We start from the raw sequence: 26,045 nt of genomic DNA, 5'->3' as shown, positions 1-26,045 counted from the left end.
CAGCGATGGACAGACAGGCTGAATGGGTGCTCGTCGCAGGTGGGGCCGGCTTCATCGGCTCACATCTCGTCGATGCTCTGCTGGCGCGGGGCGCACGCGTCGTCGCCCTCGATAGCCTGCTCACCGGCCGCCGCGACAACCTCGCCCATCTCAGCCGCGAGCCGCGTTTCGAGTTCGTCGAGGCAGACATTACGGAGCCGCTGCCGCGGCTGCCGCGCTTCGAACGGGTATTCAATCTCGCCTGCGCGGCCTCACCCCCGCACTATCAGGCCGATCCGATCCACACGATGCTGACGAGCGTCGTCGGAACCCTGCGTCTGCTGGAGCGAGCGCGCAACGACGGGGCGCGCTTCCTCCAGGCCTCGACCAGCGAGGTCTACGGCGACCCGCTCGTGCATCCGCAGCCGGAAGCCTATTGGGGCAACGTCAATCCGACCGGCCCGCGCGCCTGCTACGACGAGGGAAAGCGCGCCGCCGAGACGCTGGCCTTCGATTTCGAGCGGGGCCAGGGGCTGGAAGTCCGGGTCGCGCGCATCTTCAACACCTACGGACCCCGGATGCGGGCCGATGACGGGCGCGTCGTCTCGAACGTAATCTGTCAGGCGCTCGCCGACGCGCCCGTCACCGTCTACGGCGACGGCGAGCAGACCCGCTCGTTCTGCTACGTCACCGACCTCGTCGAGGGGCTGATGCGGCTCATGGCGTGCGAGGCCGCGTCGGGCGGCCCGGTCAACCTCGGTAACCCGCGCGAGATGACGGTGGCCGAACTCGTCAGCCTGGTCTCTGAAATGACCGGCACGCGCTCGCCCGTAGTGCGCCGCCCGCTTCCCGTGGACGACCCGCAGCGTCGCCGCCCGGACATCGCCCGCGCCCAGGCGCTGCTCGGCTGGTCGCCGAAGGTGGCGCTGGAACAGGGCCTTGAGGCGACAATCGCGTGGTTTGCCGATGAGATCCGCGCGCCCGAGCAACCCGTTGCGAAGCCCCGATCCATCGGCGGACGCCACCTTCGCCCGGTCGAGGCCGCCCTTGCGCGGCAGGCCCCGTGATGGCCTCCGCACCGATCCGCGTCGGCATCATCGGAGTGGGCAATTGCGCCTCCTCCTTCGTGCAGGGCCTGCACTATTACCGCGAGGCTGACGCCGATACGGCGGTGCCGGGCCTGATCTCGCCCGAACTGGGCGGTTACCGCATCGGCGACATCGAAGTGGTGAGCGCCTTCGACGTGGCGGCGGACAAGGTCGGGCGCGACGTGGCCGACGCGATCCTGGCTCCACCCAACAACACGCACCGCTTCGCTGCGGTGCCTCCGACCGGCGTGACCGTGCGGCGCGGGCCGACACTGGACGGGATCGGCCGCTACCTTCAGGGCGTCATCGCTGAATCGGACGAGCCGGTTGCCGACGTGGCGGTGGAGTTGCAGCGCAGCCGCACGCAGGTGCTGCTCTCCTACTTGCCAGTCGGCTCGCAAGCGGCGGGCGAGTTCTATGCCCACTGCGCGCTGGAGGCCGGCTGCGCTCTCGTGAACTGCATCCCGGTGTTCATCGCCTCGGATGCCGGCTGGCGGAAGCGTTTCGAGGAGCGGGGCCTGCCGATCGTCGGCGACGACATCAAGAGTCAGGTCGGCGCCACCATCGTGCACCGGATGCTGGCGAATCTTCTGCGCGAGCGCGGCGTGAAATTGGAGCGCACCTACCAGCTCAATTTCGGCGGTAATGCCGACTTTCTCAACATGCTGGAGCGTGAGCGGCTGGAATCGAAGAAGCTTTCCAAGACCCGTGCGGTGACGAGCCAGCTTGCTACGCCGCTGGCAGACGGCGACATCCATGTCGGCCCGAGCGACCACGTGCCCTGGCTCGAAGACCGCAAATGGGCGCAGATCCGGCTGGAGGGCACCGGCTTCGGCGGCGTGCCCCTCAATATCGAACTGAAGCTGGAGGTCTGGGACTCGCCCAATTCCGCGGGTGTCGTCGTGGACGCCGTGCGCTGCGCCCGCATCGCACTCGATCGCGGCATCGGCGGCGCGCTGCTCGGGCCTTCGGGCTGGTTCATGAAGTCGCCTCCGGTCCAGTTCACCGACGCCGAGGCGCATGCGCGCACGCTCCGCTTCGCCGCGGGCGAGGCGGAGGAGCCCGCTACCCGATGAGGCGGGTCTTTCTCGTGCGCCATGCGAGCCATGACCGGCTCGGGAAGGTGCTGTGCGGGCGAATGCCCGACGTTTCGTTGAGTGCGCAGGGTCGGGCCGAAGCGGAGGCGATGGCGACCGTGCTCGCGCGACGGCTCGCTCCCGACCTTCACACATCTTCAACCGAGCAGGATCGCGCGCCTCTCCTCGTCCTTGCGGGGAGGAGGGAGGAGCCGGAGGTGGCTCAGGACGAGGCGCCCCGGTACCCACTGCCCGCCCCTGACTCGCCGGGAGGAGGGGAGCGCACGCGTCTCGCCCCGGTGAGCGATGGGGAACGAACGCCCCGAAGCGGCATCCGGGTCCTCTCAAGCCCGCAGACCCGCACGCAGGAAACCGCCGCGCCGCTCGCGCAGAAGCTCGGCGCCGCGATCGAGACTGCCGACGAGATCGACGAGATCGAATTCGGCGCCTGGACCGGTCGCGCCTTTGCCGAGTTCGCCTCCGATCCCGCTTGGGTCGCCTGGAACGCGGAACGTGCCACCGCCCGCCCGCCGGGCGGCGAGAGCATGGGCGAGGCGCAGGCGCGCGCCCTTCGTCTGCTCGACCGCCTCGGCCGCGAGGAGGGCCCGCCCGCGATCCTCGTGAGCCACGCCGATACGATCCGCGCCGCCTTGCTTGGCGTGTTGGGGCTCGGCCTCGACGCCTATGACCGCCTCGTCGTCGCCCCGTCCTCGTGGAGCGAGCTCGCGCTCTGGCCCGGCGGCGGCCGGGTGGTGTCGATCAATGAGCGAGCGAGCCCATGACGCGTCTTGCGACGGATGCCGCCAGTTCCGAGGCGTTACGCCGAGAGGCCGACGCCCTCGGGCCCTGGTTCCACAACATCGACCTCGGCGGGGTCTGGACTGCGCCCGATCACTTCCTCGGCGATTATCCAGGGTTGAAGTGGCGTCGGTTCGCGTCCGCACTTTCCGCCGATCTCACCGGCAAGTCCGTGCTCGATATTGGCTGCAACGGCGGCTTCTATTCGATCGAGATGAAACGTCGCGGTGCGTCCCGGGTGCTCGGCCTCGATTCCGACGAGCGTTACCTCGCGCAGGCCCGCTTCGCGGCCAGCCACCTTGGCCACGACATCGAGTTCCGCAAGCTCTCGGTCTACGATGTCGGGGCTTTGGCCGAGCGCTTCGACGTGGTTCTCTTCATGGGGGTGCTCTATCACCTGCGCCACCCGATGCTGGCCCTGGACCTGATCCACGAGCACGTGGCCGGTGATCTCCTGGTGTTCCAGTCGATGCTGCGCGGATCGTCTCAGGTCGAGCCGGTCGCGGACGATTACGACTTCTGGGACATGGATCAGTTCGAGCGGCCCGGTTACCCGCGGCTGCACTTCGTCGAGCATTCCTACGCCCACGACTGGACGAACTGGTGGATCCCCAACCGCGCGGGGATGGAGGCGATGCTGCGCGCGAGCGGCTTTACGATCGAGAGCCGGCCGGAGGCGGAGGTTTATCTCTGTCGGCGGGCGCCCGCACCGGCTGGGGCAGAAGCCGTCTATCCGGCACGCGGGATCAACGGGAGGGAGGGCCGATGATCGAAGCGGTCATGCTCTGGAACGAGCCCAACAATAAGTCTCACTGGGATCCGGAGATCGACCCCGACTGGTTTCTGTTCGGCGAGATGGTGAAGCAGGCCTCCCGCGCGATCCGGGCGGAGGCACCGGACCTGCCCCAGGTGCTCGGCGGCATCTCGCCGATCGATCCGGTGTTCATGCAGCACATGCAGGCCCGAGGCGTGCTCGATGGGCTCGATGCGGTGGCGGTGCACGGCTTCCCTCTCGACTGGAACCTGTGGCCGATCCACGACTGGCCCCAGAAGATCGCCGAGATCCGCGCGGTGACCCACCTACCGGTCTGGGTCTCGGAGGTCGGCGTGTCGAGTTTTGGCGCCGAGGAGGTCCAGGCCTGGGGCTGCCGCCGCACCGCGGAGCTGCTGCGGGGGCAGGCCCCACGTATCCACTGGTACAGCCTCTACGACCTGCCGCGGGAATGGGAGGCCACCACCCGCCACCGCGAGGCGGAGGGCTCCTCCTACTACCGCCACTTCCACATGGGCTTGCTGCGCCAGGACGGCACGCCGAAGCTCGCGCTGGAGGAATTCGTCCGCTGCACCCCGGATTTCGGGCTGTGCCAATGGTTCCACTACCAGGATCACCGCTTGGACGAAGCGGTAGCCTGGATGAAGCGCCTCGGCGTCACCTACCTGCGCACCGGCCTGTCCTGGGCCGACAGCTTCCGCCCCGACGCCCTCGACTGGTTCGACCGGCAGATGACGGCTCTGCAGGACTTCAAAGTGACGGTGACCTTCTGCTTCACGCCCGAGCATCGCGGCATCGCCGCCCACCACACCAGCCCGCCGCTGGTTCGAGAAGAGTTCGCGGAATTTTGCGCCGCGATGGTGCGTCGATACGCGGATCGCCAGCCTGTCCAAGTCGAGGCCTTGCCGATACCGGAGATGCCGTTTTTATAGTGTAAGGCAGTTTTCGCCGAATCGAGTAGCTTCGGACTCCATCAATCGACCTCGTCGTGTCGGCTGAGAGCTACGGCCGCGACGGCGATCGCAAGATCAGCGCGTGGCTGAAGGCGGTCGGCTGACGGGTCAACGACAAGCGGGTCGAGCGGATCTGGCGGCGGGAAGGCCGGAAGGTGCCGGCCAAGCGAATCGTCGTGCAGAGACCGACCCTGCACTGACTTCGAAGTCGGACCACCGCGTGAGGACCGATCAGCAGAGCTTCGTATTGGCGTCGCCGAACCTCGCTCGGTCGTTCGGGCGGTCAGCCGATTGGCCTACCCGCACCGCTGAGTGCCCGCTTGAGTGTCGAGCGTGCCGCGTCAATGGCGACGGTGGCAGCACTCAAGGTCCGCGGTTCGGTTGGCTTGTTCAGGGCGTGGCGTGCGATACTGGCCGCGAGATCATCCACCTCGCCTGCCATCGCCTCCAGACGCTCGCGGTCGGTTTCGCGGCGGGCTTCGGAGCGCAGTTCCAGCAGGCGTGCGGTGGCCACCTCGATCCGTTCACGGCGCTGGCGCCCGATGCGCTGCCGGAGCCAAGCTGCTGTGGAGCCCAAGCCGCCCCCCAGGATTGCCACGAGGTAGATCCAGCTCTCGTAGCGTTCGATCAAAGTCTCCTGCTCGCGCTCGTAGTAATCGAGGGCTCCCGGATGAATGGGCAAACGGGCGCTGGTCGCGTCCGCCGTATCCTCGTAATCCGGGTGGCTGACGTCCTCCGCCGCCGGTACTGTCTCGGCCAGGGCCGCGCGCATTTCGAACAGGTGCTGGGTCACCTCCGCGGCCACGCTCCGCGACAGGTCGGCCCGCGCCATCAGGCGGTAGGATGAGCCTACGGTCGCGACGTCCTCGGCCGGCAGGCGGGGATTGCCGCCGTACAGGGCGGCCGGCACCGTCACCGGCTGCAGGCGCGGCCGCCGCGCCAGCACCGCTGCGGTATCGGGCAAACCGATCAGCGCGACTTCACTGCCATCGCTCGCCTCGCCCACCAGGGCGACCACCCGCCGCGCAGCCGGGGAGCTGGGCGTCGTCACGAGAGCCATGGCGTCGATGCGCCCGTCGCGGAGCGCCGTTGCGACATCGGCCTCCTCAATCGGCACCAGCACCACCGCGGTGGTGTTCACGGCCCCGGCCGGAGCGTCGGTCAGGAGTTCGAACCCGTAGTGGCCGACGAGCTCGTGGAGCAGCGTCCGGTCGGCAGTCCGGCTCGCGAGCATACCCAGTCGTTTTCCCGCCAGATCCGGGATGTCCTTGGTGCCGGAGGCGCCTGGCGCGGCGACGAAGGCGGCGAGCGTCCGCAGGACCGCCAAGGTCAGGCCGTTACCCGGCATCGCCACGTCCGGCCGAACCACCGCGAGGTCGGCCTTGCCGGCCTTCAACGCCTCCGCGCTCTCGCGCACCCCGGCGAAGGATACGACCTTCAGCCGGATGCCGAGGTTCCGCCGGGCGAGCTCGTCGGCGTAGGCCCGCAGCAGCGCCGGTTCGGTGCCGCCATTGGGGGCGACCGCGATGGTCAGGGTCGTGGGACGCGTGAGATGGAACGCCGCGACGGCTCCGAGCACGAGCAGAAGCGCCAAGCCGAGGGGGAGAAATACCTCGCGAACACTCGAAAACCCCAACCGACGCACGCACGCCCCTCGCTTGCTCTGGGCTGGTTCGGCCCTGCTGCCCAGGTGGGCGACGCGCCACCGGTTTTCGAGGGGATCGGCCTGCCGGCCCCGCGGAATCCTAACGAGACGCTTATGGGATCGGCCCCGCGACCCGCTCGAACCTTTACGCGTTCCGGTACAGCTTAGGGGCGCGGTCCCCAGAGGACCGCGTGAGCCCCAGACATATGATGTCGCCCACCCTCCAAATCGCCGCCATCCACGCCGACGCTTCCGCCACGGACGCGGACCGGTTCATCGTCGGACAGGACCCCGAGGGTCACTGGGTGGCCATCGAGATCCACGGGCGTGCCGGCGGCCTGTTCCGGAGCCGGAAGGACGCCATCGACTTCGCCGAGGACGAGACCGACCACCGGCCCGATGCCGTGCTCCTGTCCGGCGCCTGCATCGAGCTGCGCATCTGAGGCTGCGGGCGTTGGCCTAGTGCGGCCATGCCCGGCACCCAAATCCCTCCCGTCAATCGCCGTGGGGGTTTTCAGCATCCATCCGTTCCGTCCGAGCCGGCCGCTGGGCTCCGGATGCTGCCTCGACTGAACACCTGCTCGGTCGGCGCACGGCCGTTCCGGCGCTTCTCCATGCGCGCGCGAACACTGCCGAATCGAGGAACACGTCGAGGGTCATCGTGCCAGCCGACGACGTTCGGAGATCGCCATCACGGGCCTGCCTCCGTCACGGCCGGCTTGGCATCGTTCGCCGCGCGCAGCTTGAGGTTCGGTTCGTCGTCGGGTGCCCGCAGGCGATAGCCGACACCGGTTTCGGTGAGTAGGATGCGCGGCCGCTCCGGATCGGCCTCCAGCTTCTGCCGGAGCTGGCGCATGTAGACGCGAAGATACTGTGGGTCCGACGAGACCGAGACCTCGTGCATGAGCTGGGCGTGGGTGAGCACCTTGCCGGCATGCAGCACCATGATGCGCAGGAAAGCGTACTCGCGCGGGGTCAGCTTCACCTCGACGTCATCGACCTTCACGATGCGCCGGACGAGGTCGACCGAGAGCCCATCGACCCGGAAGACCGGCCGCTCGCCGCGGGCGGCCAGTTGGTGCCGAAGGGCCGCACGCAGGCGCGCGAGCAGCTCCGCCATGCCGAAGGGTTTGGTGACGTAGTCGTCGGCGCCGAGATCGAGCGCTTCGACCTTACCGCCCTCGTCGTCCCGGCTCGACAGCACCACCACCGGCAGGCCGGGATGGCTCGCCCGGATCGCGCGGAGCAGGTCGTGCCCGCGCATGTCGGGAAGCCCCAGGTCGAGGATAATGAGGTCCGGGCTGTCGCGGCCGAGCACTTCCAGGGCGGTGGCGGCGTTCGGCGCTTCCAGGATGGCGTAGCCCTGGGTGGCGAGCCCCATGCGCAGCAGCTTGCGGATCGGCGGCTCGTCGTCGATGACCAGGATGGTCGGGCTCATGCGGCGATATCCCTTGGCGTGGTCCGGGCCGGAACCGGGAGCATCACGGTGAAGGCGGCCCCCAACCGGTCCCGGCGGTTGCCAGCGGTGACCGTGCCCCCCATGGCTTCGACGAAGCCGCGCGAGATGGCGAGGCCGAGTCCGGTCCCGGCCCGCACCCGGTCGCTCTTCCGGACGCGGTAGAACTTGTCGAACACGCGCTCGACGTCGGCCTCCGGGAGCCCGAACCCCTCGTCCAGAACTTCGATGCGCACGGTGCGGCCGTCCTGCCGGGCGCGCAAAGTGACGGTCGAGCCCTCGGGGGCGTACTTCGCGGCGTTGTCGAGCAGGTTGACCAGCACCTGCTCGAACAGGACCGGATCGAGCCGCAGGGTCGGCAGGTCGGGTGCGATCTCGACCGCGACCCGGTGGCCGGCAAGGATCTTCTGGGTCCGCCGCAGGGCGGTGTCGATGGTCTCGGCGACATCCTGAGGCGCCAGGTTCGGCGCCACGGCTCCGGCCTCCAGCCGCGTCATGTCGAGCAGGTTCACGATGAAGCGGTTCAGCCGCTCCGATTCCTCGATGATGGTCGTCAACAATTCCGCCTTGGACTCGACCGGGAGGGCGCCCTCGAGGTCCCGCAATGTGCTGGCGGCTCCGAGCACGGAGGCGAGCGGCGTGCGCAGATCGTGGCTGATCGAGGTCAGCAAAGCCCGGGCGAGGCGGTCGGTCTCGGCGGCACGCTCGGCCCGGTCGAGATCCTCCACGAGGCGCACCCGCTCGAGGGCGAGCGCGCCCATATCGGCGAGTGCGTCGAGCAAGCGCCGGCCTTCCGGCGTCAGGATCGGTCCCGTGCCGTCCGCATCGAGGCCGATCACCCCGATGGTGCCGCGCCCGGTGCGCATCGGCAGGAACAGGCGCTTGGCCCCGGGCAGGGTGTCGGCGCCGCGCCCGGCCGGGCGCTCGTTGTCGAAGGCCCACTGCGCCGCCGCCAGGTCGGCCTCGTCCAGCATGTCCTCCGGCGGGTAGCCGGCACGGACTGCGACGGTCTGAGCATCCGGCAGGAGAAGGACGACGCGCACCCTCAGCATGGCCGCGACCTGCGCGGAGGTCGCCCAGAGCACGTCGTCGAGGGTCCCGCAGGCCGCGAGCTTGCGCGAGAATCCGAAGAGCCGCTCCGTCGCCTTCGCACGGCCCTGGCTGACCACCGCACTCAGGCGGGCGCGGGCAGCGAGGTTTGAGACCAGCACCGCCACCAGGGTGAAGAGCAGAAAGGCCGCGACGTTGGTCGGGTCGGCGATGGTGAAGGTGTATACCGGCGGCAGGAAGAAGAAGTTGTACGATAGCGAGGCCGCGACCACCGCGGCGAGCGAGGGCCCCAGGCCCCAGCGGACGGCCACCGCCACGACGGCGGTCAGCAGCATGAGGTCGGCGTTCTCGACGCCCGTCGACGGCTCCAGCAGCAGGGCGAGCCCGAGCCCGGCACCGGTGACGAGCAGCGCCAGGGCGTAGGACCGGGCGTCGAAGGTGGCGGGCGGAGCGGCGGTGGCGACCGCGCGCCGGGACGCCGTCTCGGCCGGCGCGGCCTCGCCCGGCACCACGTGGACGCTGATGTTGCCGCTGCGGCGAACGAGGTCGTGCACCACCGAGCCGTTCACCAGCTCGAAGATCCAGGAGCGCGTCGCCTTGCCCACCACGATGTGGTTCACGTTGGCGGCGCGTGCGTAGGCGAGGATGTCGTCGGCGATGCGCCGGCCGCCCGGCAGGGTGACGGCGTCGCCGCCGAGCCGGTCGGCGAGCCGCAGGGCCTCGGCCACCCGGTCGCGCGCGGCCTCGCTGAGAGAGGCGGCGCGCGGTCCCTCGACCACCAGGGCGGTCCAGGGGGCGTGGAGACGATCTGCTAGCCGCTTGGCGTAGCGCACGAGGCCTGCCGAGCGCGGATCCTCGCTCACGCAGACGAGCACGCGCTCGCCCGCCGCCCAGGGGCCGGGAATCGCGTTCGCCCGCATGTGGCTCAGGAGCTCGTCATCGACCCGGTCGGCCGTCCGACGCAGGGCGAGTTCCCGCAGGGCCGTCAGATTGCCGCGCGAGAAGTAATGCTTCAACGCTCGCTCGGCGTTCGCCGGCACGTAGACCTTGCCCGCCTTCAGGCGCTCGATCAAATCGTCCGGGTTGAGGTCAACCACCTCGATGTCGTCGGCCCGGTCGAGGATGCTGTCCGGCACGGTTTCGCGCACGCGGATGCGGGTGATGGAGGCCACGACGTCGTTGAGGCTCTCGACGTGCTGGATGTTCAGCGTCGTCAGGACATCGATGCCGGCGTCGAGCAGTTCCTCGACGTCCTGGTAGCGCTTCGGGTGGCGCGAGCCGGGCGCGTTGGTGTGGGCGAGCTCATCGACCAGCGCCAGGGCCGGGCGGCGCGCCAGCAGCGCGTCGAGGTCCATCTCCTCCAGCACGGTGCCACGGTAGGGCACGGCCCGCCGGGGGATGGTCTCGAAGCCCTCGAGCAGAGCCTCGGTCTCGGCCCGGCCATGGGTCTCGACAACGCCGACCACGACGTCGGCGCCGGCGGTGAGCCGGGCGCGCCCGATGGTGAGCATCTCGTAGGTCTTGCCGACGCCGGGGGCGGCGCCGAGGAAGACCTTGAGACGGCCGCGCGTCCGCTCCTCCCGGCGCGCCGCTTCGAGCAGCGCGTCGGGCGAGGGGCGGTTCGGATCGCGGCCAGTCCCAGGCATGTACGCTCTTTAGCGCTTGGCGAGGTCGTCCAGGACAAGATTCAGGGCGAGCACGTTGACGCGCGGCTCGCCGAGCAGTCCGAGGGTGCGGCCCTGAAGCTGACCGGCGACGAGGTCGCGGAGCCGATCCTCGGGCAGGTTGCGGGCCCGGGCGATGCGCGGCACCTGAAACGAGGCCGCCTCGGGCGAGATGTCGGGGTCGAGGCCTGAACCGCTCGTGGTGACGAGGTCGACCGGCACCGGCCGGCCCGGATTCTCGGCCTTCAGCGCGTCGAGGTCACCCTTCACGCGCTCGGCCAGCGCCGCGCTCGTGGGCCCGAGATTCGAGCCGGCGGAGCTGGCTGCGTTGTAAGGCGCCGGCACTGTCTTGGAAGCATCCGCCGGATCGGCGGCGGTGGTGGCCGAGGGCCGGCCATGGAAGTAGCCCTCGCCGGTGAAGCTCTGGCCGATCAGGCTGGAACCGACGATCCTGCCGTCGCGCTCGATCAAGCTCCCGGCAGCCTTGGCCGGGAAGACCGCACCGGCGATCCCGGTGACGGCAAGGGGGTAGGCGAGGCCCGTGACCGCCGTCAGCGCGACGAGCAGGACGAGGGCGGGACGAAGCTGGTTCAGCATGGGAGGTCTCCGGGACCTGTCGTTCAGGCGAGATGGAGGGCGGTGACGGCGAGGTCGATGGCCTTGATGGCCACGAAGGGCACGAGGATGCCGCCGAGGCCGTAGATCAGCAGGTTGCGCCGCAGGAGCGAGGCCGCGCCGACCGGGCGGTAGGTCACGCCGCGCAGGGCGAGCGGGATCAGCGCGACGATGACGAGGGCGTTGAAGATGATGGCGGAGAGGATCGCGCTCTGCGGCGAGGCCAGCCCCATGATGTTGAGTGCTTGAAGCTGCGGGTACAGCGTCAGGAACATCGCCGGGATGATGGCGAAATACTTGGCGACGTCGTTGGCGATGGAGAACGTCGTCAGGGCACCGCGGGTCATCAGCAACTGCTTGCCGATGCCGACGATCTCGATGAGCTTCGTCGGGTCGGAATCGAGGTCGACCATGTTGCCGGCCTCGCGCGCCGCCACCGTGCCGGTGTTCATGGCGACCCCGACATCGGCCTGAGCCAGCGCCGGCGCGTCGTTGGTGCCGTCGCCGCACATCGCCACGAGCTTGCCTTCGGCCTGCTCACGCCGGATCAGCGCCAGCTTATCCTCCGGAGTCGCTTGGGCGAGAAAGTCGTCCACGCCCGCCTCCGCGGCGATGGCGGCTGCGGTCATGGGATTGTCGCCCGTGATCATCACCGTACGGATGCCCATGCGGCGCAGCTCCGCGAAGCGCTCGCGGATCCCGCCCTTTACGATGTCCTTCAGGGCAACGACGCCGAGCAGGCGTCCGTCCTTGGCCACCGCGAGCGGCGTGCCGCCGGCCTTGGCGATCTCCTCCGCGACGGCCCGGATCTCGGCCACCACCTCGGTCTCGGCGGCCGGGCGATAGGCGAGCGCCGCACTGGAGCCGCGGGTGGCCATCGGCGGCGCGGAGACGGAGGCGATGACGGCGTCGACCGCGCCCTTGCGGATCGACGAGCCTTCAAGGTCCACACCCGACATCCGCGACTGCGCGGTGAAGGGCACGAAGGTGGCCTTCAGCCCGGCCATGTCGCGGGCGCGAATGCCGTACGTCTCCTTGGCAAGCACGACGATGGAGCGGCCTTCGGGCGTCTCGTCGGCCAGCGAGGCGAGCTGCGCCGCGTCGGCCAGATCCTGCTCGGTGACACCACGGACGGGGCGGAACGCGGTGGCCTGGCGGTTGCCGAGCGTGATCGTGCCGGTCTTGTCGAGGAGCAGCGTGTCGATGTCGCCGGCCGCCTCGACGGCGCGGCCCGACATGGCGAGCACGTTGAAGCGGACGAGACGATCCATGCCGGCGATGCCGATGGCGGACAGGAGCGCGCCGATGGTGGTCGGGATCAGGGTCACGAACAGCGCGACCAGCACGATCACGGGAATCGAGCCGCCGGCATAGCTGGCGAAGCTCGGGATGGTCGCCACTGCGAAGACGAACACGATGGTCAGCCCGGCGAGCAGGATGTTGAGCGCGATCTCGTTCGGGGTCTTCTGGCGCGCGGCGCCCTCGACGAGGGCGATCATGCGATCGACGAAGGTCGAGCCCGCCGCGGCCGTGATGCGGACCTTGATCTCGTCCGAGAGCACCTGCGTGCCCCCCGTCACCGCCGAGCGGTCGCCGCCGGACTCGCGGATGACCGGGGCCGACTCGCCCGTGATGGCCGCCTCGTTCACGGAGGCCACTCCCTCGATGACCTCGCCATCCGAAGGGATGAGGTCGCCGGCCTCGACGAGCACCACATCGCCGACCTTGAGGCTGGTGCCGGGCACGGTCTCGTAGGCCCGGCCCCGGCCGGTGAGCCGCTTGGCGGTCATCTCGGTGCGGGTACGCCGCAGGCTGTCGGCCTGCGCCTTGCCGCGGCCCTCGGCCAGCGCCTCGGCGAAGTTGGCGAAGATCAGGGTGAACCAGAGCCAGAGGATGATCTGGCCGGAGAAGAACAGGTCGCTGCCTCCGGTCACGAGGTCACGGACGAACAGCACGGTGGTCAGGGCTGCCACGACCTCGACCACGAACATGACCGGGTTGCGGATCATAGAGCGGGGGTCGAGCTTCCTGACGGAGCCGAGGAGCGCGGGCCCGACCAGGGCGGCGCTGAACAGCGATGAGGTCTTGCGGGACATGGGTTCGGGTGTCCGGAGAGGGCGAGGGGGCCCGACGAGCGACGCCGGACCTTGCCGGTTCAGGGGGCAGTCGTGCCGGCGGCCAGGGTGAAGGCCGCCGCGAGGGCGAGGCCGCCGAGCAGCGCCACAGCGAGGAGGGCCAGCACGAGGTCCGAGATGCGCACGGGCCTCGCCTCGGCGCCGTGGGCCCGGTGGTGCAGCATCGGGTAATGGCGCGGCATGCGCCGGTTCGGGATAGGGCGCGGCATCTCAGCCTCCAGTCGCGAAGGTCTGGCCGGCCGCCCCGACGAAGTGCTCGACCACCGGGCCGAGCGCCAGCGACGGAAAGAAAGTCAGGCCGCCGATGATCAGCACCACGCCGACGAGGAGGCCGACGAACAGCCCGCCATGGGTCGGGAAGGTGCCGGCGGAAGCCGGAAGCCGCTTCTTGGCGGCGAGCGAGCCGGCGATGGCCAGAACCGGGATCTTCACGAAGAAGCGGCCGACGAGCATGCCGATGGCCAGCGTGGTGTTGTAGAACAGCGTGTTGGCCGTCAGCCCGCCGAAGGCCGAGCCGTTGTTGGCGGCGGCTGAGGTGTAGGCGTAGAGGATCTCCGAGAAACCGTGCGGGCCGGCATTCGCGGGCCCGGCGAGACCGTCCGGCACCACCGTGGCAAAAGCCGTGAAGCCCAGCATCATCAGCGGCAGGCAGAGGATGCCGAGCATCGCCATCTTCACCTCGCGCGCCTCGATCTTCTTGCCGAGATACTCGGGAGTGCGTCCGACCATCAGGCCGGCCACGAAGATCGCGACCACGACGAAGATCAGCATGCCGTAGAGGCCCGCGCCGACGCCGCCGATGATGACCTCGCCGAGCTGCATGTTGAGTAGCGGAATCAGCCCGCCCAACGCGGTAAAGCTGTCATGCATGGCGTTGACCGCACCGCAGGAGGCGGCTGTCGTGATCACCGCGAACAGCGCTGAGGCGGCGATGCCGAAGCGGACCTCCTTGCCCTCCATGTTGCCGCCGGTCAGGCCGAAATTGGACAGGACGCCGTGGGCGTTGGCCTCGGCCCAGTAGGTCACGGTGACGCCGGCGATGAAGAGCAGGCCCATCGCGGTGAGGATCGCCCAGCCTTGCCGCTCGTCCCCGACCATGCGGCCGAAGACGTTGGTGAGCGCGGCGCCGATCACGAAGATCGAGAGCATCTGCATGAAGTTCGAGAGCGCCGTCGGGTTCTCGAAGGGGTGCGCGGCGTTGGCGTTGAAGAAGCCGCCGCCGTTGGTCCCCAGCATCTTGATGGCGACCTGGCTCGCCACCGGCCCGACCGCGATGGTCTGCTTCGCGCCCTCCAGCGTCGTCGCCTCGACGTAGGGTGAGAGCGTCTGCGGCATGCCCTGGGACACGTAGAACAGGGCCAGCACGGTGCAGAGCGGCAGCAGCACGTAGAGGGTGGCGCGGGTCATATCGACCCAGAAGGAGCCCAGCGTCTTTGTCGAAGCCCGGGCGAAGCCGCGGATCAGCGCGACCGCCACCGCCATGCCCGATGCCGCCGAGACGAAGTTCTGGTGCGTCAGCCCCAGCATTTGGCTGAGGTAAGACAGAGTGGTCTCGCCGCCGTAGGACTGCCAGTTGGTGTTGGTGACGAAGCTCGTCGCGGTGTTGAACGCAAGGTCCGGCGCCACCGCCGCCTGCTCGGCTGGGTTGAACGGCAACAGCGCCTGCAGGCGCAGGAGCGCGTAGAGCAGGACAAAGCCGGCGACGTTGAACAGGACCATCGCCCCCGCGTAGCCGAGCCAAGTCTGCTCCTGGCGCGCGTCGATGCCGGAGACGCGATAGAGCCCGCGCTCGATCGGGGCGAGGGCGGGCGAGAGAAGCGTGCGCTCGCCGTCGAAGACGCGGGTCATGTACCCGCCGAGTGGCCGCACGAGCGCCAGCACGACCGCGCCGTAGAGCGCGATCTGCATCCAGCCGTTGAGTGTCATGGAGGTCCGTCCTGGGGCCGCTCAGAACCGCTCGGGGCGGACGAGGGCGTAGGTGAGGTAGACGAGGAGCCCGGTGGTCACGAAGGCGCCGAGGGCGAGGTCGAGGGTCATGGCGGCTTGCCTCAGAGACGCTCGCAGAGCGCGGCATAGCCGGCGACCAGGCCGAAGAAGGCGAGACCTCCGAGTAGGAAGACGATGTCGAGCATGGTGTTGTCCGTATCCGTTCGGTCCGCCAGCCGCGGGTGCCCCGCGGCTGGCCTGGGCCTATCCGGAATGTGGACGGGAACCGCGTTAGGGTTCGAGAGGGAAAGGAATGCGATCTTATAAGGATCGCATTAGGATCGCCCCGATTCCGGGTTCGCCGCTCTTCTGCTGCGCGTGCCTGGCCGCCAGGAGGCCTGCAGCTCCTTGCAGGCGACCGAGGCGTCGAGAAGCCTCGACCTGGGACAGGCGGCCCTGCTGCTCACCTTCGTCTGATCACAACTACACCGGCGAAAAGCCTGCCACGGCCGCGCGCAAGCACGGCATCGAGCTGGGGGTCATGAAGCTGCCCTCGGTCCGCCTTTGCGGGGCTGCGCAGGCCCAGACCGAGGCGCGCTCAGGTCCCTGCTCGCGGCGTCGCAGGCGAGCGAACCCCTGACTGGAATGCCATGCTCGCGAAGACACCATCACGCCGGATCAGCGCATGCAGCAGCGCCGCTCCAATATGGGCGAGGATCGTGGCGAACAGCCCGTAGGCCAAGACGGTGTGGAGTTCGCGTAACCAGGCGTAGACCATCGGGCTTTGCGGCAGGATCGGCGGCAGCACGAACGGCCCGACAAGCGTTACGGGGTAGCGGGCCGCCGACAGCATCGCCCAACCGACGAGCGGCATCGCCAGCATCAGACCGTAGAGGACGATGTGTGAGGCATGCGCGGCCCGGCGCTGCCAGACAGGCAGATCCCGCGGCAGGGGCGGCGGTGGACGACGCCAGCGGTTCGCGAGCCGCAGGACGGCAAGGAGCAGGATCAGGAGGCCGAGCGGACGGTGCAGCGCGACCAGCGCGTGGTAATCGGCGAGCGACGTCACCATTGCGACGCCGATCAGCAGCATGGTCAGAATCAGTGCCGCCATGCTCCAGTGGAGCAGACGTGCCGGCAGGTTGAAGCGGGTGCTGTCCGTCACAGTGAGGCTCCATCCGGTGATGTGCCGGCCACAGCGCTGGGCACCTTTTCCTCACCGGCGCGCCGGGTAAAGGATCGGGCGTAGGCCGCCGAGCGGGCGCTCAGCAGCGGATCGTCGGAGGGTGCGATGCCGTCCGGCAGGACGAGAGGATCGAAGTTGATGTCCCGGCAAGTGTCGGCTTCCTCCGGCGCCGCCCCGGTGAGGGTCAGCGTTCCCACGTCCACGGTCTCTCGGTCGGCGGGCCACGGCAGAGTCGCGTCGTCGGTGGCGTCGCTCGCCTGACCCAGCGTCACGATAAGGTGCCAGTGCAGCGGCTCCCGCCGAAGCTCGACCGCGAGGGTGTCGAACAGGACGTTCTTGTCGGCCTGCGCCTCCTGCGCGGCCGATTCCGGTTCCGGCCGCCGCTCCGGCACGAAAGCCCATCGGACCGATGTCGTCCGGCCATCGCTCGCCACGAACCGGAAGGCGTTCAGGCTCCGGAAGGTGCTGTCGGCAAAGCCGGAAGTGATCGTCCGCGCCTTGATCAAGGCTGCGGCCTTCGCACTCTCAGGATGCACGGCGAAGAACGCCTTCAGGCGCTCAAAGTCGGGCTTGCCGGTGGCCGGGTTCGGCTTGGCGGCGAGCAACTGTTCGTAGAAGGCCTCCGGCGTGCGTACCGGGAAGACCGGGATGTTGTTCATGCCTGTGCGCCACTCCTCGCCCTCGGGCAGCCGGAAGCGCAGGGCGAGGCTGCGCACGGTGGCCGCCGCATCGGCCGCGTAGGGTTGCCCGCCCGCGAGCGCGACCCGTCCTTCGACCCACGTGACGCGCCCCGCCGAGAACACGCTGGCCTTCGAAAGACGGGCTCCCGCTCCGTTGCTGGCGAAGGTGCCGGCCACGCACAGGCCCTTGGCATGGTTGCGCCGGAAGCCGGGATGGGGACCGTTCACCTGCTCGAAGCGGTCGACGACGCGCGCTGGGGTCAGTGCGTCCGGTGACAACCAGCCGCCCGCATAGGTGAAGGTCCCGGCCGTTCCGGCGAGCACCGCGCCGATGCCGGCGAGGCGCAGCATCAGGGCGCGCGTGGTCATTCCGGGCGGAGCCCCGGTCAGGTGGTGCAGCAGGGTCATGGATGCCTCAGGTGTTCGTCGCGGTCGTGCGGCGGATCTCGTTGGCTAGGGGATGAAGGACGGCCGGATCGCTGGCACCCACGAGGCTGTAGCCGAGCCCATCCTGGGCCCAGGCGTAGCCGGCGGCCGACCCGGACCGGTGCTCACGCATGGGCGCATCGCCCGGCTGGGCCATGGGCCGCATCAGCATGACGAGGCGCGTGCCATGATGGTCGTCATACATCAGCAGACCTGCCGGACCGTGTGGCGTGGCGACGAGCCGTCCGCCCATCAGCCGGTAGCCAGAGGAACTCAGGTCCGGCACGCCGACACGGCGGTCGAGCCGAGCAGAGAACCAGCGGGCGAGTTCATCGCTGTCGCTCGCCGCGAGTTCGACCGGGCGCAGGCGGTCGGGGGCATAAACGGCGTAGTTCGCGCTCGCCTCCTGGGCCAAGGCATCGACCCCGGTCATCGGCGACGACAGCGTTCCGCGAAGACCCCAGCCGCCCAAACCTCCGAGCGCGAGGAGGACGGCAGCGGCCGCAGCCTGCCAGGTGGGCAGACGCGGGCGCCGCCGTGCCTCGACGAGGTGTGCGAGGTTGAGCTGGGCCGGAACGGGTTCGGCGGCCACCGGGCCGAAGGCTCCGCGCAGGTCGTCACCGAGTGCGCGCATGCGCTCGACGCGTCGGCTGAGATCGGGATGGCGAGTGAGATAGGATTCGACCTCGGCTTTGCGCGCCGCTTCCAAGCGCTCGTCGACGAACGCTTGCAGGTCGTCCTCGGTAATCGGGCGCATAGTCACTTCACCCTCCTGAGCAGCGGACGCTTGACGGGAGCGGACGCATTCTCACCGTCGATGAGCTGGATCATCCGGTCGCGCGCACGCGACAGGCGCGACATCACGGTCCCGATGGGGATGGCGAGCACATCCGCCGCCTCGGCGTAGGAGAGCCCCTCCACGCTTACGAGGAGCAGCACGCCGCGCTGCTCCTCCGGCAGAGCGTCGAGAGCCGCCGTCAGGTCGCGCTGGAGCAGGCCGTCGTCCTGGCTCGGGGCGACGGCCAGAGTCGCCTCCGGCGCATCCTCGACGGCCACGGACGAGCCGCGGCGCGCGCGCTGGCGCATCTGGCTGACGGCGAGATTATGAAGAATAGCGTAGAGCCAGGTGCGTACGTCCCCGTCGGCCCGGCGCTGATGCCACCGGCCGATGGCGCGCTCGAGACAATCCTGGACAAGGTCGTCCGCATCGGTCGGGTTGTGCAGGAGCGCGCGGGCATAGCGGCGCAGGGCCGGAATGAGCGGCTCGATGAGGCGGATCATATCGCTCACGGCCATCCTCCTGACACGCGCGGACTTCGTTCGACCGCTCCGCCCGCGGCAAGCGCGCCCGGCGACGGTACGGGGACAGAGACGCCGTTTCCCGACGTTTATTCCGGAGCCAGCCTGATTTTTTTGGGTCGTACGCCCTGGCGGATGTCAGACGACGAAACCGCAATTTTTTGGGACCGAGTCCGGAATATTTCGCGGAAGATGGCGTCTGTCAGGTCGTTGCCGGTCCGATCGAAGTGTTCGGCAGCGAACCAGAGGAATCCGACATGTACAACATCAAGCACACCGCTCTCGTCCTGTTCACCGCCGTGGGTACTCTTGCCGCCGTCACCACGGGTGCAAGTGCAAAGGCCGTCGCGCCGGCTCAGGCTTGTTCAGGGAGTTGCACGTCGTCAATCGTCTCCGCCTGGACGGCCGGTGCAACGCCGCGCGACGAGTTCTTCGAGAGCGACACCGACTCCGCCAACGCCAACAACCCCGCCCTTCCGCCCTATGCCCGCGGACGGGGCCAAGAGGCGGGTGGGCCCGCACGAGAGCTGATCCCGAACTGAACCAGCGCAAGCATTCCCGCCTCTTGCGAATCCTGACGCCGATCGAAGAGCACAGCCGGGCGTGCCGTGGGCTGCACGGCACATCAACAGCGTCGGCGTGATCAAGGCACTAGCCGACGCCCTGTGCCTGCACCGCATCCCGGAACACATCCGCCGCGACAATGGCCTTCAGATGATCTCGAAGGCACCGCGCAAATGGGTCGCAAAAGCTGGTGCGCAGATCCAATGCATCGTACCAGGATCGCGTTCGACTGCACTCGTCGCTCGGCGATCGGCCGGACGCACCTGTCACCTTCCCGGATCGAGCGTTCGGCACCCCATGGCAGCTACCATGCAGCAGCCTCGCAACTGGCTCGGTCGAAAATAAGGAGTCGGGTGACGGTGATGATCATCATCAGGAACCGGCAAAGCGGGGCCACACGACACACCGGCGCTAAAGTAGAGGCGGGCGTCGTTCAAATGAGAGCGATCATCGCTCGTCCTGGCACACGAGATGTCAGGTGTTGGCGAGGCGACTCAGGGTGTCGGTCAGCGTCAGGGCGAACAGGATCGCGAGCCAGAACAGGCCGCACGCGGCGGTGAGACGCACAAGGTGGTCGGCGCGGTTCAGGCGCATGAACAGCAGGGCGACCAGGGCGGCTTGCGTCGCGGCGAGGCCGAAATTCACGGCAGGAGCCCAGGGGGCCTTGAGGTGGTAGGCGGCGAGCAGGCTTGCCGTCAGGAGGCCCAGCAGCAGAAGCCAGACGACGAGGCCGCGCAGCCAGAGCGCGCCGGCCTTTGTCCGAAGACGCGCCCTCATGCGCTCCGCCCATCAAGGTAGAGCATCGGGTAGAGGAAGATCCAGACCATGTCGACGAAGCCCCAGTAGAGTGTCGCCACCTCCACCTGCGGGCTCGCAAGCAGGAAGCCCGGTGCGCGCCACTCACGCCAGATGAGGCGGGCGATGAGGCCGACGCCGGTCGACAGATGGATCGCGTGGACCGAGGTCGAGAGCCAGTAGAAGCCGAAGAAGAGCTGCGTGGCCGGCGCCTTCAGGGCGAAATCGGCGCCCGGCACGAGATGCTTGTCGATATCCTCGCGGTATTCGAGGCCCTTGACCACCAGGAAGGCGAGGCCGAGCAGGACGGTCGCCGCAAGGCAGATCAGGGTGAGGCGGCGCAATCCGTCCTGCTCGGAAGCCTGCGCGGCGATGGCCGCGGTCAGCCCGCTGGTCAGCAGCAGCGCGGTGTTGAGGGTGCCGTAGACGATGTTGGTCTCGCGGGCCGCGGTCGCGAAATCCGTCGCGTGCTCCAGGCGTAGCACGGTGTAGAGCAGGAACAGTGCGCCGAAGAACAGCACTTCGCTGGCGAGGAAGACCCACATCCCGAAGGTGGCACCGGCGCGCTGATACGCGAAAGCGCCGGTCTCCGGCAGCCTGAGCCCGTCCCAGGGCTCGCGCAGGTGGCGGCCGGCGGTCGTCGGCGTGATGTCACCGCCCGGGCTCACGTCAGCGCTCCTTGCTCGGCGATGCGATCGTCCTCGGCCGGCGCCGCGCTCTCGGGGTGATAATCGTAGGGGCGGCCGAGCACTTCCGGGTTGCCGAAGAAGTTCTGGCGCGGCGGCGGAGACGTGGTGCGCCATTCGAGCCCCGAGGCGTTCCACGGGTCGTTGAGGGCACGGCTGCCATAGAACAGCGACCAGGTGAGGTAGCCGAGCGGCATGAGGTAGGCCACCGCGAGCACGGCCGCGCCCGAGGAGGAGAGCACGTTCCAGACCTGGAACTCCGGCGGATAGGCGTAGTAGCGCCGCGGCATGCCGAGATAGCCGGCGATGAATTGCGGGAAGAAGGTCAGGTTGAAGCCGAAGAACATCAGCAGCGCGGCAAACCGCGCCCAGCTCTCTGGATACATCCGCCCCGTCACCTTCGGCCACCAGAAATGCAGGCCGGCGAAGTAGGCCGAGACCGAGGCGCCGACCATGATGTAGTGGAAATGGGCGACGACGAAGTAGGTGTCCTGCACGTGCACATCGATCGGCACGGAGGCCAGGAACAGGCCGGTCAGCCCGCCCATGGTGAACAGGCCGAGGAAGCCGAGCGCGTAGAGCATCGGCGATTCAAAGCCGATCTGGCCGCGGTAGAGCGTGGCGGTCCAGTTGAACACCTTGATCGCCGAGGGCACCGCCACGATGAAGGACAGGAACGAGAACACCAGCGCGGCAAACGGCGACATGCCCGAGGTGAACATGTGGTGGCCCCAGGTGAAGAAGCCGATCACCGCGATCGCCACCAGGGCGTAGACCATGAACGAGTAACCGAAGATGCGCCGCCGCGCGTAGCAGGTGATGACCTCCGAGATCACGCCCATGGCCGGCAGGATCATGATGTAGACGGCCGGGTGCGAGTAGAACCAGAACAGGTGCTGGAACAGGATCGGGTCGCCGCCCCGCGCCGGATCGAAGATCGGCAGGTTGAAGGTGCGCTCGGCGATGACGAGGACCAGCGTCAGGGCCAGCACCGGCGTGGCGAGCACGAAGATCAGGCTCGTCGTGTACATCGACCAGACGAAGAGCGGCAGCCGGAACCACGTCATGCCGGGCGCCCGCAGGTAATGCACCGTGGCGATGAAGTTGATGCCCGTGGCGATGGTCGAGAAGCCCGAGACGAACACGCCGAGCACGGCGAGCGTGACGAAGGTGTTCGAGAATACGGTCGAGTAGGGGACGTAGAAGGTCCAGCCGGTGTCGATGCCCCCCGCCAGCACGGCGGCGAGCGTCAGCAGCCCGCCGGCCATGTTGAGATACCACGAGATCAGGTTGAGCTTGGGGAAGGCGAGGTCGCGCGCGCCGATCATCAGCGGCAGCAGGAAGTTCCCCATCGTCGTCGGGATCGACGGGATGAGGAAGAACCACACCATGACGATGCCGTGCAGCGAGAACAGTTCCAGCCGCACCAGCGTGGCAGCCGCGCCGCCGATGAAGAAGAAGAACGTGATCGACAGCGCGTAGAGGATCGCGATGCGCTTGTGATCGGTGGTGAACAGCCAGGAGGCGACGGAATGGCCCTCGCCGAGATAGCTGACCGGCAGGCCGAGATCCAATTCGCGCGGATTGGCCAGCGTCGAGGCATCGGAAGAGGCGCCGCTCATCGGAGGCTTCCTGCGGAAGAGGGATGATGCGTCATTGCGGCGTCTCTCCCGAAGCGGGCGCGCCGGGCACCATGGCGGGGCTGCGCAGGGTCTGGTTCGCGGCGCCGCCCTGCGGGGTCTGGCCGGGCGCGCAGATGTTCTGCGCGGTCGCAAGGTTGAGCGAGCCGATCAGGTCGAACCGGTCGGTGCCATGGCGGATATAGGCGGTGAGCGCCTGGATCTCGCCGTCCGAGAGCTTGCCCTCGTAGCTCGGCATGATCGGCTCGTAGCCGGCGACCACATCGCGCCGCGGCTGGAGGATCGAGTCGCGGATGTAGGCTTCATCCACGCTTGCCATGCGTCCGCCTTCCAGCGGCACCGACTGTCCCCAGATCCCGGCGAGCGAAGGCGCGTGTACCTTCGTACCGGCGTTATGGCAGCCGGAGCAGCCGCGCGCGGAGAACAACCGTTCGCCGAGTTCGGCGAGGCCGTCCCGCTCGGGCTGCCGTGTGAGCCATTTCGCGTAGTCCTGCGGCTCCATCACGATCACCCGGCCCAGCATGCGCGAGTGGTCGGTGCCGCAATACTCGGTGCAGAGCAGGTGATAGGTGCCGGTCTTGGTCGCCTGAAACCACGTCTCGGTCTGCTGGTAGGGCAGGGCGTCGCGCTTCAGGCGGAAGGCTGGAACGTAGAACGAGTGGATCACGTCCTGCGAGGTGAGAAGCAGGCGCACCGGCGCGCCGACCGGGACATGCAGCTCATTGATCTCGCGCGTGCCGCTCGGCCCTTGCGTCTTCCACATCCATTGCTTGCCGACGACGTGGATCTCGATGGCGTCCTTCGGCGGCGAGAAGGCGACGATCTCCACCGAGGCCGCCCACCAGAAGATGAAGACGAAGATGAACAGCGTCGCGGCGGTCCAGCCGATCTCGAATTCGCGGGAAACGACGCTCGGCATCTCGCCGCGCTTGGCCGGGGAGCCGCGGCGGAACCGGATCGCGAAGGTCAGGACCAGCCCGACCACGAGCAGGACGATGGCCGAGGAGATCAGCAGGAGGCCGACGAAGATCGTATCGACCTTCGCCGCCTGAACGGAGGCCGATTCCGGTCGCAGGAAGGCGGGGATCAGGGAATCGAGCATCAGCGCACGCCTATCCCCGGTCCCGTGCTCACGGGCGTGCTGACTGCGCCCGGCCCGACGCCAGGCGAGAGAACGCGGCTCGACGCGCCGCCGCGGCTGCCGAGCGCGGGCGTACGCTCCGGCTGGAGCGGGGCCGCGTAGGCCGCATTGCCGCGCTCCGCGAGGCGTCGCATCGCCTCCTCGATCGGCATCCGGGCGATCCCGTTCTCGTGGTCAATCCAGGCGTAGCCGTCGAGCTTGGCCCGCTGATCCCTGAGCATTGCCGCAAGGTCGGCCGCCGGGCTCTGCTGAAGCCGGGGCGCCGGAAACATCCTCGCCGTCTGAACCAGGGGGCCGAGGCCCTGGCGGTTATAGTAGTACCGAAGCCCGCCGATGGTGACGGCGGCGAAGACGACGATGAACAGGCCGGTCAGCAGCAGCGGCTTGAGCCGGATATCGGGCGCCTCGGTGCCGGGTGGAGCATGGCCGACGACATCGTCGTGAACCCGCGTATGGAGTTGACCGCGCGCCGCGTCAGACATGACGGAGCCTCCCGGCACGCCGGATGATGAGCCGGGAGGCGAAGCGGGACAGCAGCACCAGCACGGCGAGGGCAACCACGGCCGCCGCGGCGGCGGAGCCGGCCTCGTCGCCGTAAGCCGGAAGAACGAGCCAGGCAAAGTGCACCGCCACGCCGACCAGCACGAGCAGGCCGACGCCGCGCATCAGCGCCGGGCTGTTCCGAACGGCGGAGAAGAGCAGGGCGAGGAAGGGCAGGATCCCGCCGATGATCAGGCTCGCGACGAGGACGCCGCCCCAGGGGCTCGCGCCGCGCTTGAGATACCACGCCGCCTTGGGCGGAAGGTCGCCGTACCACGCCACGATGTAGGACATCAGCTCGAGGTAGATCACGCCGAGGAGCGTTGCGAGCATCAGGCCGGCGAGGTCGGAGGCGCCGCGCGCATCGAGGCTCGGCGGGCTCACCAGCGCGGCGAAGGCGAGCGCAGTGAGGATGTGATGAAGCGCGACGTCAGCGGGAAAGGCCGAGGCGTTGAAGCCGGGCTCGACCGAGAGAATCCAGTCGACGGAGACGAGGCTGATGGTCAGGCCGTAGAAGGTGAGACCGAGGGCGGCGACGAGCGTGCCGGCGCGTCCGGACAGGAACAACGCTGCGAGCGCCGACCAGCCGAGCAGAGTCACGGCCGCACGGACGAGAAACAGCGTCGGCTCGAGGTAGAGGCGCAGCACGTCCGGCTTGGCGCCGGTGCCGGCGGCCCAGGGATAGGCGGCGTGAAGCCCGAGGGCGACACCGAGGAAGGTGACGGCGGCGAGCGGCACGAGGGCGGTCGCCGGCCGCAGCACGGGAGCGAGAACCTCGCCCCAGCGCCCGCCGGTCACCCTATGGATCATCACGAGGACGAGGGCACCGAAGGGCACCGCGCTCCACACGATCCAGGCCAGCAGCCAGCCGCGAAACAGGGCATCGCTCACGGCAGCTTCTCCGCGAGATCGGGCGCCTCGGCGACGCGGGCGCCCTGCGAGAGCTGCAACGCGCGGATATAGGCAGCGATCGCCCAACGGTCGCGCGGCTCGACCCGGTTGGCGTAGGCGTACATCACGCCGTAGCCGCGGGTGATGACATCGACGAAGTAGGCGGCCGGCGCCGCCCGCAGGCGGTCCTCGTGATAGGAGGGCGGGGCGGGAAAGCCGCGCTGCACCACCATGCCGTCGCCGTGGCCGGTATAGCCGTGGCAGGGCGTACAGATCGCGTCGTAGCGCTGGCGACCACGCTCCAGCAGCGCCGCATCCACGGGCGGCGGCTCGCGCAGGGCGGTCTCGCGTTCGAGCGCGCCGATCGCCACCGTGCCCTCCGGCGGACGCCGCGCCTCCGCGTGATCGGGGAAGAGCGGGGCCTTGCCGTAGATCTCATAACGCGCCTGCTGGCGCATCGACTGGTCCTCGCAGGCGCCGAGGGTCGCCAGCAGCGGCAGCAGCAGGGGGAGAACGCGCCTCACGGATGCATCTCCGCGACGAGGAGAGCGCCGGCCCGCTCCAGGCTCTCGCGAAGCGCCGCCGGATCAGTATCCTTCGACGCGACGAGGAGCAGGAAGCGGTCCTGGCTCGCGCGCTCGAATTGCGGGATCGCGAAGAGCGGATGGTGCAGGCGCGGCAACCCGCAGGTCCAGAACAGGGCGATGAGGCCCGTGATCGCCGCGATCAGCACGCCGAATTCGAACGGCACCAGCAGGAAGACCGGCCAAGAATGCAGCGGAAGCCCGCCCGTGTTCAACGGGTAATCGATCATGGAGGAGTACCATTGCAGGGCGTACATCGCCGCCGCCGCGCCGAAGCCTGCCAAAGCCATCACCGGCCGCACGAGATTGCGCGGCGGCGCGAACGCATTCGTGAGATCCGGCACCGGGAAGGGCGTGAAGGCGTCGAGCGCGCGGTGGCCGTCGGCGGCGGCCAGCCGCATCGCCCGCACCAGCGCGTCGGGGTTGTCGAACTCGGCGAGCAGCGGGGCGCTCATG

27 protein-coding genes and 2 pseudogenes are annotated in these 26,045 nt (G+C 68.8%); 9 read left to right on the top strand and 20 right to left on the bottom strand.

Annotation, left to right across the window (positions count from 1 at the left end; genetic code table 11):
* The first annotated feature begins 5 nt into the window (after positions 1–5).
* The 6 genes and pseudogenes from MSPGM_RS01135 to MSPGM_RS01110 all read left to right on the top strand — a co-directional run.
* Complete coding sequence (locus tag MSPGM_RS01135) at positions 6–1,046, top strand: UDP-glucuronic acid decarboxylase family protein (protein WP_003603501.1); 1,041 nt, start codon at positions 6–8, stop codon at positions 1,044–1,046.
* Positions 1,046–2,143 carry an inositol-3-phosphate synthase gene (locus MSPGM_RS01130; protein ID WP_003603503.1) on the top strand — a complete coding sequence of 366 codons (1,098 nt, stop codon included), beginning with the start codon at positions 1,046–1,048 and terminating at the stop codon, positions 2,141–2,143. Before MSPGM_RS01135 ends, MSPGM_RS01130 begins: the two co-directional genes overlap by 1 nt.
* Positions 2,140–2,925, top strand: a complete 786-nt coding sequence (locus MSPGM_RS25330) for a histidine phosphatase family protein (RefSeq protein ID WP_003603504.1) — start codon at positions 2,140–2,142, stop codon at positions 2,923–2,925. Before MSPGM_RS01130 ends, MSPGM_RS25330 begins: the two co-directional genes overlap by 4 nt.
* Positions 2,922–3,710: a TIGR04290 family methyltransferase gene (locus MSPGM_RS01120; protein ID WP_003603506.1), complete on the top strand. Its 789-nt coding sequence runs from the start codon at positions 2,922–2,924 to the stop codon at positions 3,708–3,710. The genes MSPGM_RS25330 and MSPGM_RS01120 overlap by 4 nt, the downstream gene beginning before the upstream one ends.
* Entirely contained in the window at positions 3,707–4,645 is a 939-nt protein-coding gene (locus tag MSPGM_RS01115; RefSeq protein WP_003603508.1) for a hypothetical protein, read from the top strand. The genes MSPGM_RS01120 and MSPGM_RS01115 overlap by 4 nt, the downstream gene beginning before the upstream one ends.
* Positions 4,646–4,692: 47 nt before the next feature.
* A pseudogene (locus MSPGM_RS01110) lies at positions 4,693–4,836 on the top strand (IS3 family transposase); the annotation flags it as partial.
* A 113-nt stretch (positions 4,837–4,949) separates the two neighbouring features.
* On the opposite strand, the gene MSPGM_RS01105 reads toward MSPGM_RS01110, so the two are convergent.
* Positions 4,950–6,311, bottom strand: coding sequence for a TAXI family TRAP transporter solute-binding subunit (locus MSPGM_RS01105; RefSeq protein WP_261926125.1), 1,362 nt, complete (start codon positions 6,309–6,311; stop codon positions 4,950–4,952).
* Positions 6,312–6,517: 206 nt separating this feature from the next.
* Between MSPGM_RS01105 and MSPGM_RS01100 the strand changes: the two genes are divergently transcribed.
* Positions 6,518–6,754, top strand: coding sequence for a hypothetical protein (locus tag MSPGM_RS01100; protein ID WP_003603510.1), 237 nt, complete (start codon positions 6,518–6,520; stop codon positions 6,752–6,754).
* A 248-nt stretch (positions 6,755–7,002) separates the two neighbouring features.
* Here the strand turns inward: MSPGM_RS01100 and MSPGM_RS01095 are convergent, their stop codons facing one another.
* From MSPGM_RS01095 to MSPGM_RS01045, 11 genes are all read right to left on the bottom strand, one after another.
* The gene (locus MSPGM_RS01095) at positions 7,003–7,749 is read right to left on the bottom strand and encodes a response regulator (protein ID WP_003603511.1); all 747 of its coding nucleotides are present in this window, start codon (positions 7,747–7,749) and stop codon (positions 7,003–7,005) included.
* Positions 7,746–10,463, bottom strand: coding sequence for a sensor histidine kinase (locus MSPGM_RS01090; protein ID WP_012751997.1), 2,718 nt, complete (start codon positions 10,461–10,463; stop codon positions 7,746–7,748). Before MSPGM_RS01090 ends, MSPGM_RS01095 begins: the two co-directional genes overlap by 4 nt.
* A gap of 9 nt (positions 10,464–10,472) precedes the next feature.
* Positions 10,473–11,078, bottom strand: coding sequence for a K(+)-transporting ATPase subunit C (locus MSPGM_RS01085; RefSeq protein WP_003601614.1), 606 nt, complete (start codon positions 11,076–11,078; stop codon positions 10,473–10,475).
* Positions 11,079–11,101: 23 nt separating this feature from the next.
* Complete coding sequence (gene kdpB / locus MSPGM_RS01080) at positions 11,102–13,192, bottom strand: potassium-transporting ATPase subunit KdpB (protein WP_003601613.1); 2,091 nt, start codon at positions 13,190–13,192, stop codon at positions 11,102–11,104.
* Between the two features lie 59 nt (positions 13,193–13,251).
* Positions 13,252–13,440 carry a hypothetical protein gene (locus tag MSPGM_RS01075; RefSeq protein WP_261926124.1) on the bottom strand — a complete coding sequence of 63 codons (189 nt, stop codon included), beginning with the start codon at positions 13,438–13,440 and terminating at the stop codon, positions 13,252–13,254.
* 1 nt (position 13,441) lies between these two features.
* Entirely contained in the window at positions 13,442–15,157 is a 1,716-nt protein-coding gene (kdpA, locus tag MSPGM_RS01070) for a potassium-transporting ATPase subunit KdpA (protein ID WP_003601609.1), read from the bottom strand.
* A 21-nt stretch (positions 15,158–15,178) separates the two neighbouring features.
* The gene (locus MSPGM_RS01065) at positions 15,179–15,268 is read right to left on the bottom strand and encodes a K(+)-transporting ATPase subunit F (protein ID WP_012751995.1); all 90 of its coding nucleotides are present in this window, start codon (positions 15,266–15,268) and stop codon (positions 15,179–15,181) included.
* A gap of 487 nt (positions 15,269–15,755) precedes the next feature.
* Positions 15,756–16,322 carry a cytochrome b gene (locus MSPGM_RS01060; protein ID WP_003601608.1) on the bottom strand — a complete coding sequence of 189 codons (567 nt, stop codon included), beginning with the start codon at positions 16,320–16,322 and terminating at the stop codon, positions 15,756–15,758.
* Entirely contained in the window at positions 16,319–17,431 is a 1,113-nt protein-coding gene (locus tag MSPGM_RS01055; protein WP_003601606.1) for a catalase family peroxidase, read from the bottom strand. Before MSPGM_RS01055 ends, MSPGM_RS01060 begins: the two co-directional genes overlap by 4 nt.
* A gap of 7 nt (positions 17,432–17,438) precedes the next feature.
* Positions 17,439–18,206 (bottom strand): anti-sigma factor family protein, encoded by a 768-nt coding sequence (locus MSPGM_RS01050; RefSeq protein ID WP_012751993.1) that lies wholly within the window; start codon positions 18,204–18,206, stop codon positions 17,439–17,441.
* A 2-nt stretch (positions 18,207–18,208) separates the two neighbouring features.
* Entirely contained in the window at positions 18,209–18,739 is a 531-nt protein-coding gene (locus tag MSPGM_RS01045; protein ID WP_003601603.1) for a sigma-70 family RNA polymerase sigma factor, read from the bottom strand.
* Positions 18,740–19,005: 266 nt separating this feature from the next.
* On the opposite strand from MSPGM_RS01045, the gene MSPGM_RS01040 reads away from it, so the two are divergent.
* Positions 19,006–19,290 (top strand): hypothetical protein, encoded by a 285-nt coding sequence (locus MSPGM_RS01040; RefSeq protein WP_003601601.1) that lies wholly within the window; start codon positions 19,006–19,008, stop codon positions 19,288–19,290.
* A 17-nt stretch (positions 19,291–19,307) separates the two neighbouring features.
* A pseudogene (locus tag MSPGM_RS01035) lies at positions 19,308–19,534 on the top strand (IS3 family transposase); the annotation flags it as partial.
* 252 nt (positions 19,535–19,786) lie between these two features.
* On the opposite strand, the gene MSPGM_RS01030 reads toward MSPGM_RS01035, so the two are convergent.
* Genes MSPGM_RS01030 through MSPGM_RS00995 form a run of 8 tightly spaced genes read right to left on the bottom strand, consistent with a single transcriptional unit; the run spans position 19,787 to position 26,044 of the window.
* Positions 19,787–20,089: a cytochrome C oxidase subunit IV family protein gene (locus MSPGM_RS01030; protein ID WP_003601599.1), complete on the bottom strand. Its 303-nt coding sequence runs from the start codon at positions 20,087–20,089 to the stop codon at positions 19,787–19,789.
* A complete protein-coding gene (locus tag MSPGM_RS01025) occupies positions 20,086–20,775 on the bottom strand; it encodes a cytochrome c oxidase subunit 3 (RefSeq protein WP_003601597.1) in 690 nt (229 codons plus the stop codon). The genes MSPGM_RS01030 and MSPGM_RS01025 overlap by 4 nt, the downstream gene beginning before the upstream one ends.
* A complete protein-coding gene (locus MSPGM_RS01020) occupies positions 20,772–22,415 on the bottom strand; it encodes a cbb3-type cytochrome c oxidase subunit I (RefSeq protein ID WP_261926123.1) in 1,644 nt (547 codons plus the stop codon). Before MSPGM_RS01020 ends, MSPGM_RS01025 begins: the two co-directional genes overlap by 4 nt.
* Positions 22,416–22,446: 31 nt before the next feature.
* Positions 22,447–23,535, bottom strand: coding sequence for a cytochrome c oxidase subunit II (gene coxB, locus MSPGM_RS01015; protein WP_003601594.1), 1,089 nt, complete (start codon positions 23,533–23,535; stop codon positions 22,447–22,449).
* On the bottom strand, positions 23,535–24,056 hold the full coding sequence (locus tag MSPGM_RS01010) for a hypothetical protein (RefSeq protein WP_003601592.1): 522 nt from the start codon (positions 24,054–24,056) through the stop codon (positions 23,535–23,537). The genes coxB and MSPGM_RS01010 overlap by 1 nt, the downstream gene beginning before the upstream one ends.
* On the bottom strand, positions 24,049–25,005 hold the full coding sequence (locus MSPGM_RS01005) for a hypothetical protein (RefSeq protein WP_003601591.1): 957 nt from the start codon (positions 25,003–25,005) through the stop codon (positions 24,049–24,051). The genes MSPGM_RS01010 and MSPGM_RS01005 overlap by 8 nt, the downstream gene beginning before the upstream one ends.
* Positions 25,002–25,529 (bottom strand): c-type cytochrome, encoded by a 528-nt coding sequence (locus MSPGM_RS01000; RefSeq protein ID WP_003601589.1) that lies wholly within the window; start codon positions 25,527–25,529, stop codon positions 25,002–25,004. Before MSPGM_RS01000 ends, MSPGM_RS01005 begins: the two co-directional genes overlap by 4 nt.
* Complete coding sequence (locus tag MSPGM_RS00995) at positions 25,526–26,044, bottom strand: DUF3341 domain-containing protein (protein ID WP_261926390.1); 519 nt, start codon at positions 26,042–26,044, stop codon at positions 25,526–25,528. The genes MSPGM_RS01000 and MSPGM_RS00995 overlap by 4 nt, the downstream gene beginning before the upstream one ends.
* Position 26,045: the final 1 nt, after the last annotated feature.

The sequence above is a fragment of the Methylorubrum sp. GM97 genome, from assembly GCF_024347855.1.
GTDB classification, from domain to species: Bacteria; Pseudomonadota; Alphaproteobacteria; order Rhizobiales; family Beijerinckiaceae; genus Methylobacterium; species Methylobacterium extorquens.
This window is presented reverse-complemented; position numbering and strand designations above follow the sequence as displayed.

Excerpts from the sequence above, each read along its gene's own strand:
- MSPGM_RS01135 (WP_003603501.1), top strand. The coding sequence starts at position 6 with ATGGACAGACAGGCTGAATGGGTGCTCGTCGCAGGTGGGGCCGGCTTC.
- MSPGM_RS01130 (WP_003603503.1), top strand. The coding sequence starts at position 1,046 with ATGGCCTCCGCACCGATCCGCGTCGGCATCATCGGAGTGGGCAATTGC.
- MSPGM_RS25330 (WP_003603504.1), top strand. The coding sequence starts at position 2,140 with ATGAGGCGGGTCTTTCTCGTGCGCCATGCGAGCCATGACCGGCTCGGG.
- MSPGM_RS01120 (WP_003603506.1), top strand. The coding sequence starts at position 2,922 with ATGACGCGTCTTGCGACGGATGCCGCCAGTTCCGAGGCGTTACGCCGA.
- MSPGM_RS01115 (WP_003603508.1), top strand. The coding sequence starts at position 3,707 with ATGATCGAAGCGGTCATGCTCTGGAACGAGCCCAACAATAAGTCTCAC.
- MSPGM_RS01100 (WP_003603510.1), top strand. The coding sequence starts at position 6,518 with ATGATGTCGCCCACCCTCCAAATCGCCGCCATCCACGCCGACGCTTCC.
- MSPGM_RS01095 (WP_003603511.1), bottom strand. The coding sequence starts at position 7,749 with ATGAGCCCGACCATCCTGGTCATCGACGACGAGCCGCCGATCCGCAAG.
- MSPGM_RS01090 (WP_012751997.1), bottom strand. The coding sequence starts at position 10,463 with ATGCCTGGGACTGGCCGCGATCCGAACCGCCCCTCGCCCGACGCGCTG.
- MSPGM_RS01085 (WP_003601614.1), bottom strand. The coding sequence starts at position 11,078 with ATGCTGAACCAGCTTCGTCCCGCCCTCGTCCTGCTCGTCGCGCTGACG.
- kdpB (WP_003601613.1), bottom strand. The coding sequence starts at position 13,192 with ATGTCCCGCAAGACCTCATCGCTGTTCAGCGCCGCCCTGGTCGGGCCC.
- MSPGM_RS01075 (WP_261926124.1), bottom strand. The coding sequence starts at position 13,440 with ATGCCGCGCCCTATCCCGAACCGGCGCATGCCGCGCCATTACCCGATG.
- kdpA (WP_003601609.1), bottom strand. The coding sequence starts at position 15,157 with ATGACACTCAACGGCTGGATGCAGATCGCGCTCTACGGCGCGGTCGTG.
- MSPGM_RS01065 (WP_012751995.1), bottom strand. The coding sequence starts at position 15,268 with ATGACCCTCGACCTCGCCCTCGGCGCCTTCGTGACCACCGGGCTCCTC.
- MSPGM_RS01055 (WP_003601606.1), bottom strand. The coding sequence starts at position 17,431 with ATGACCCTGCTGCACCACCTGACCGGGGCTCCGCCCGGAATGACCACG.
- MSPGM_RS01050 (WP_012751993.1), bottom strand. The coding sequence starts at position 18,206 with ATGCGCCCGATTACCGAGGACGACCTGCAAGCGTTCGTCGACGAGCGC.
- MSPGM_RS01040 (WP_003601601.1), top strand. The coding sequence starts at position 19,006 with ATGTACAACATCAAGCACACCGCTCTCGTCCTGTTCACCGCCGTGGGT.
- MSPGM_RS01030 (WP_003601599.1), bottom strand. The coding sequence starts at position 20,089 with ATGAGGGCGCGTCTTCGGACAAAGGCCGGCGCGCTCTGGCTGCGCGGC.
- MSPGM_RS01020 (WP_261926123.1), bottom strand. The coding sequence starts at position 22,415 with ATGAGCGGCGCCTCTTCCGATGCCTCGACGCTGGCCAATCCGCGCGAA.
- coxB (WP_003601594.1), bottom strand. The coding sequence starts at position 23,535 with ATGCTCGATTCCCTGATCCCCGCCTTCCTGCGACCGGAATCGGCCTCC.
- MSPGM_RS01010 (WP_003601592.1), bottom strand. The coding sequence starts at position 24,056 with ATGTCTGACGCGGCGCGCGGTCAACTCCATACGCGGGTTCACGACGAT.
- MSPGM_RS00995 (WP_261926390.1), bottom strand. The coding sequence starts at position 26,044 with ATGAGCGCCCCGCTGCTCGCCGAGTTCGACAACCCCGACGCGCTGGTG.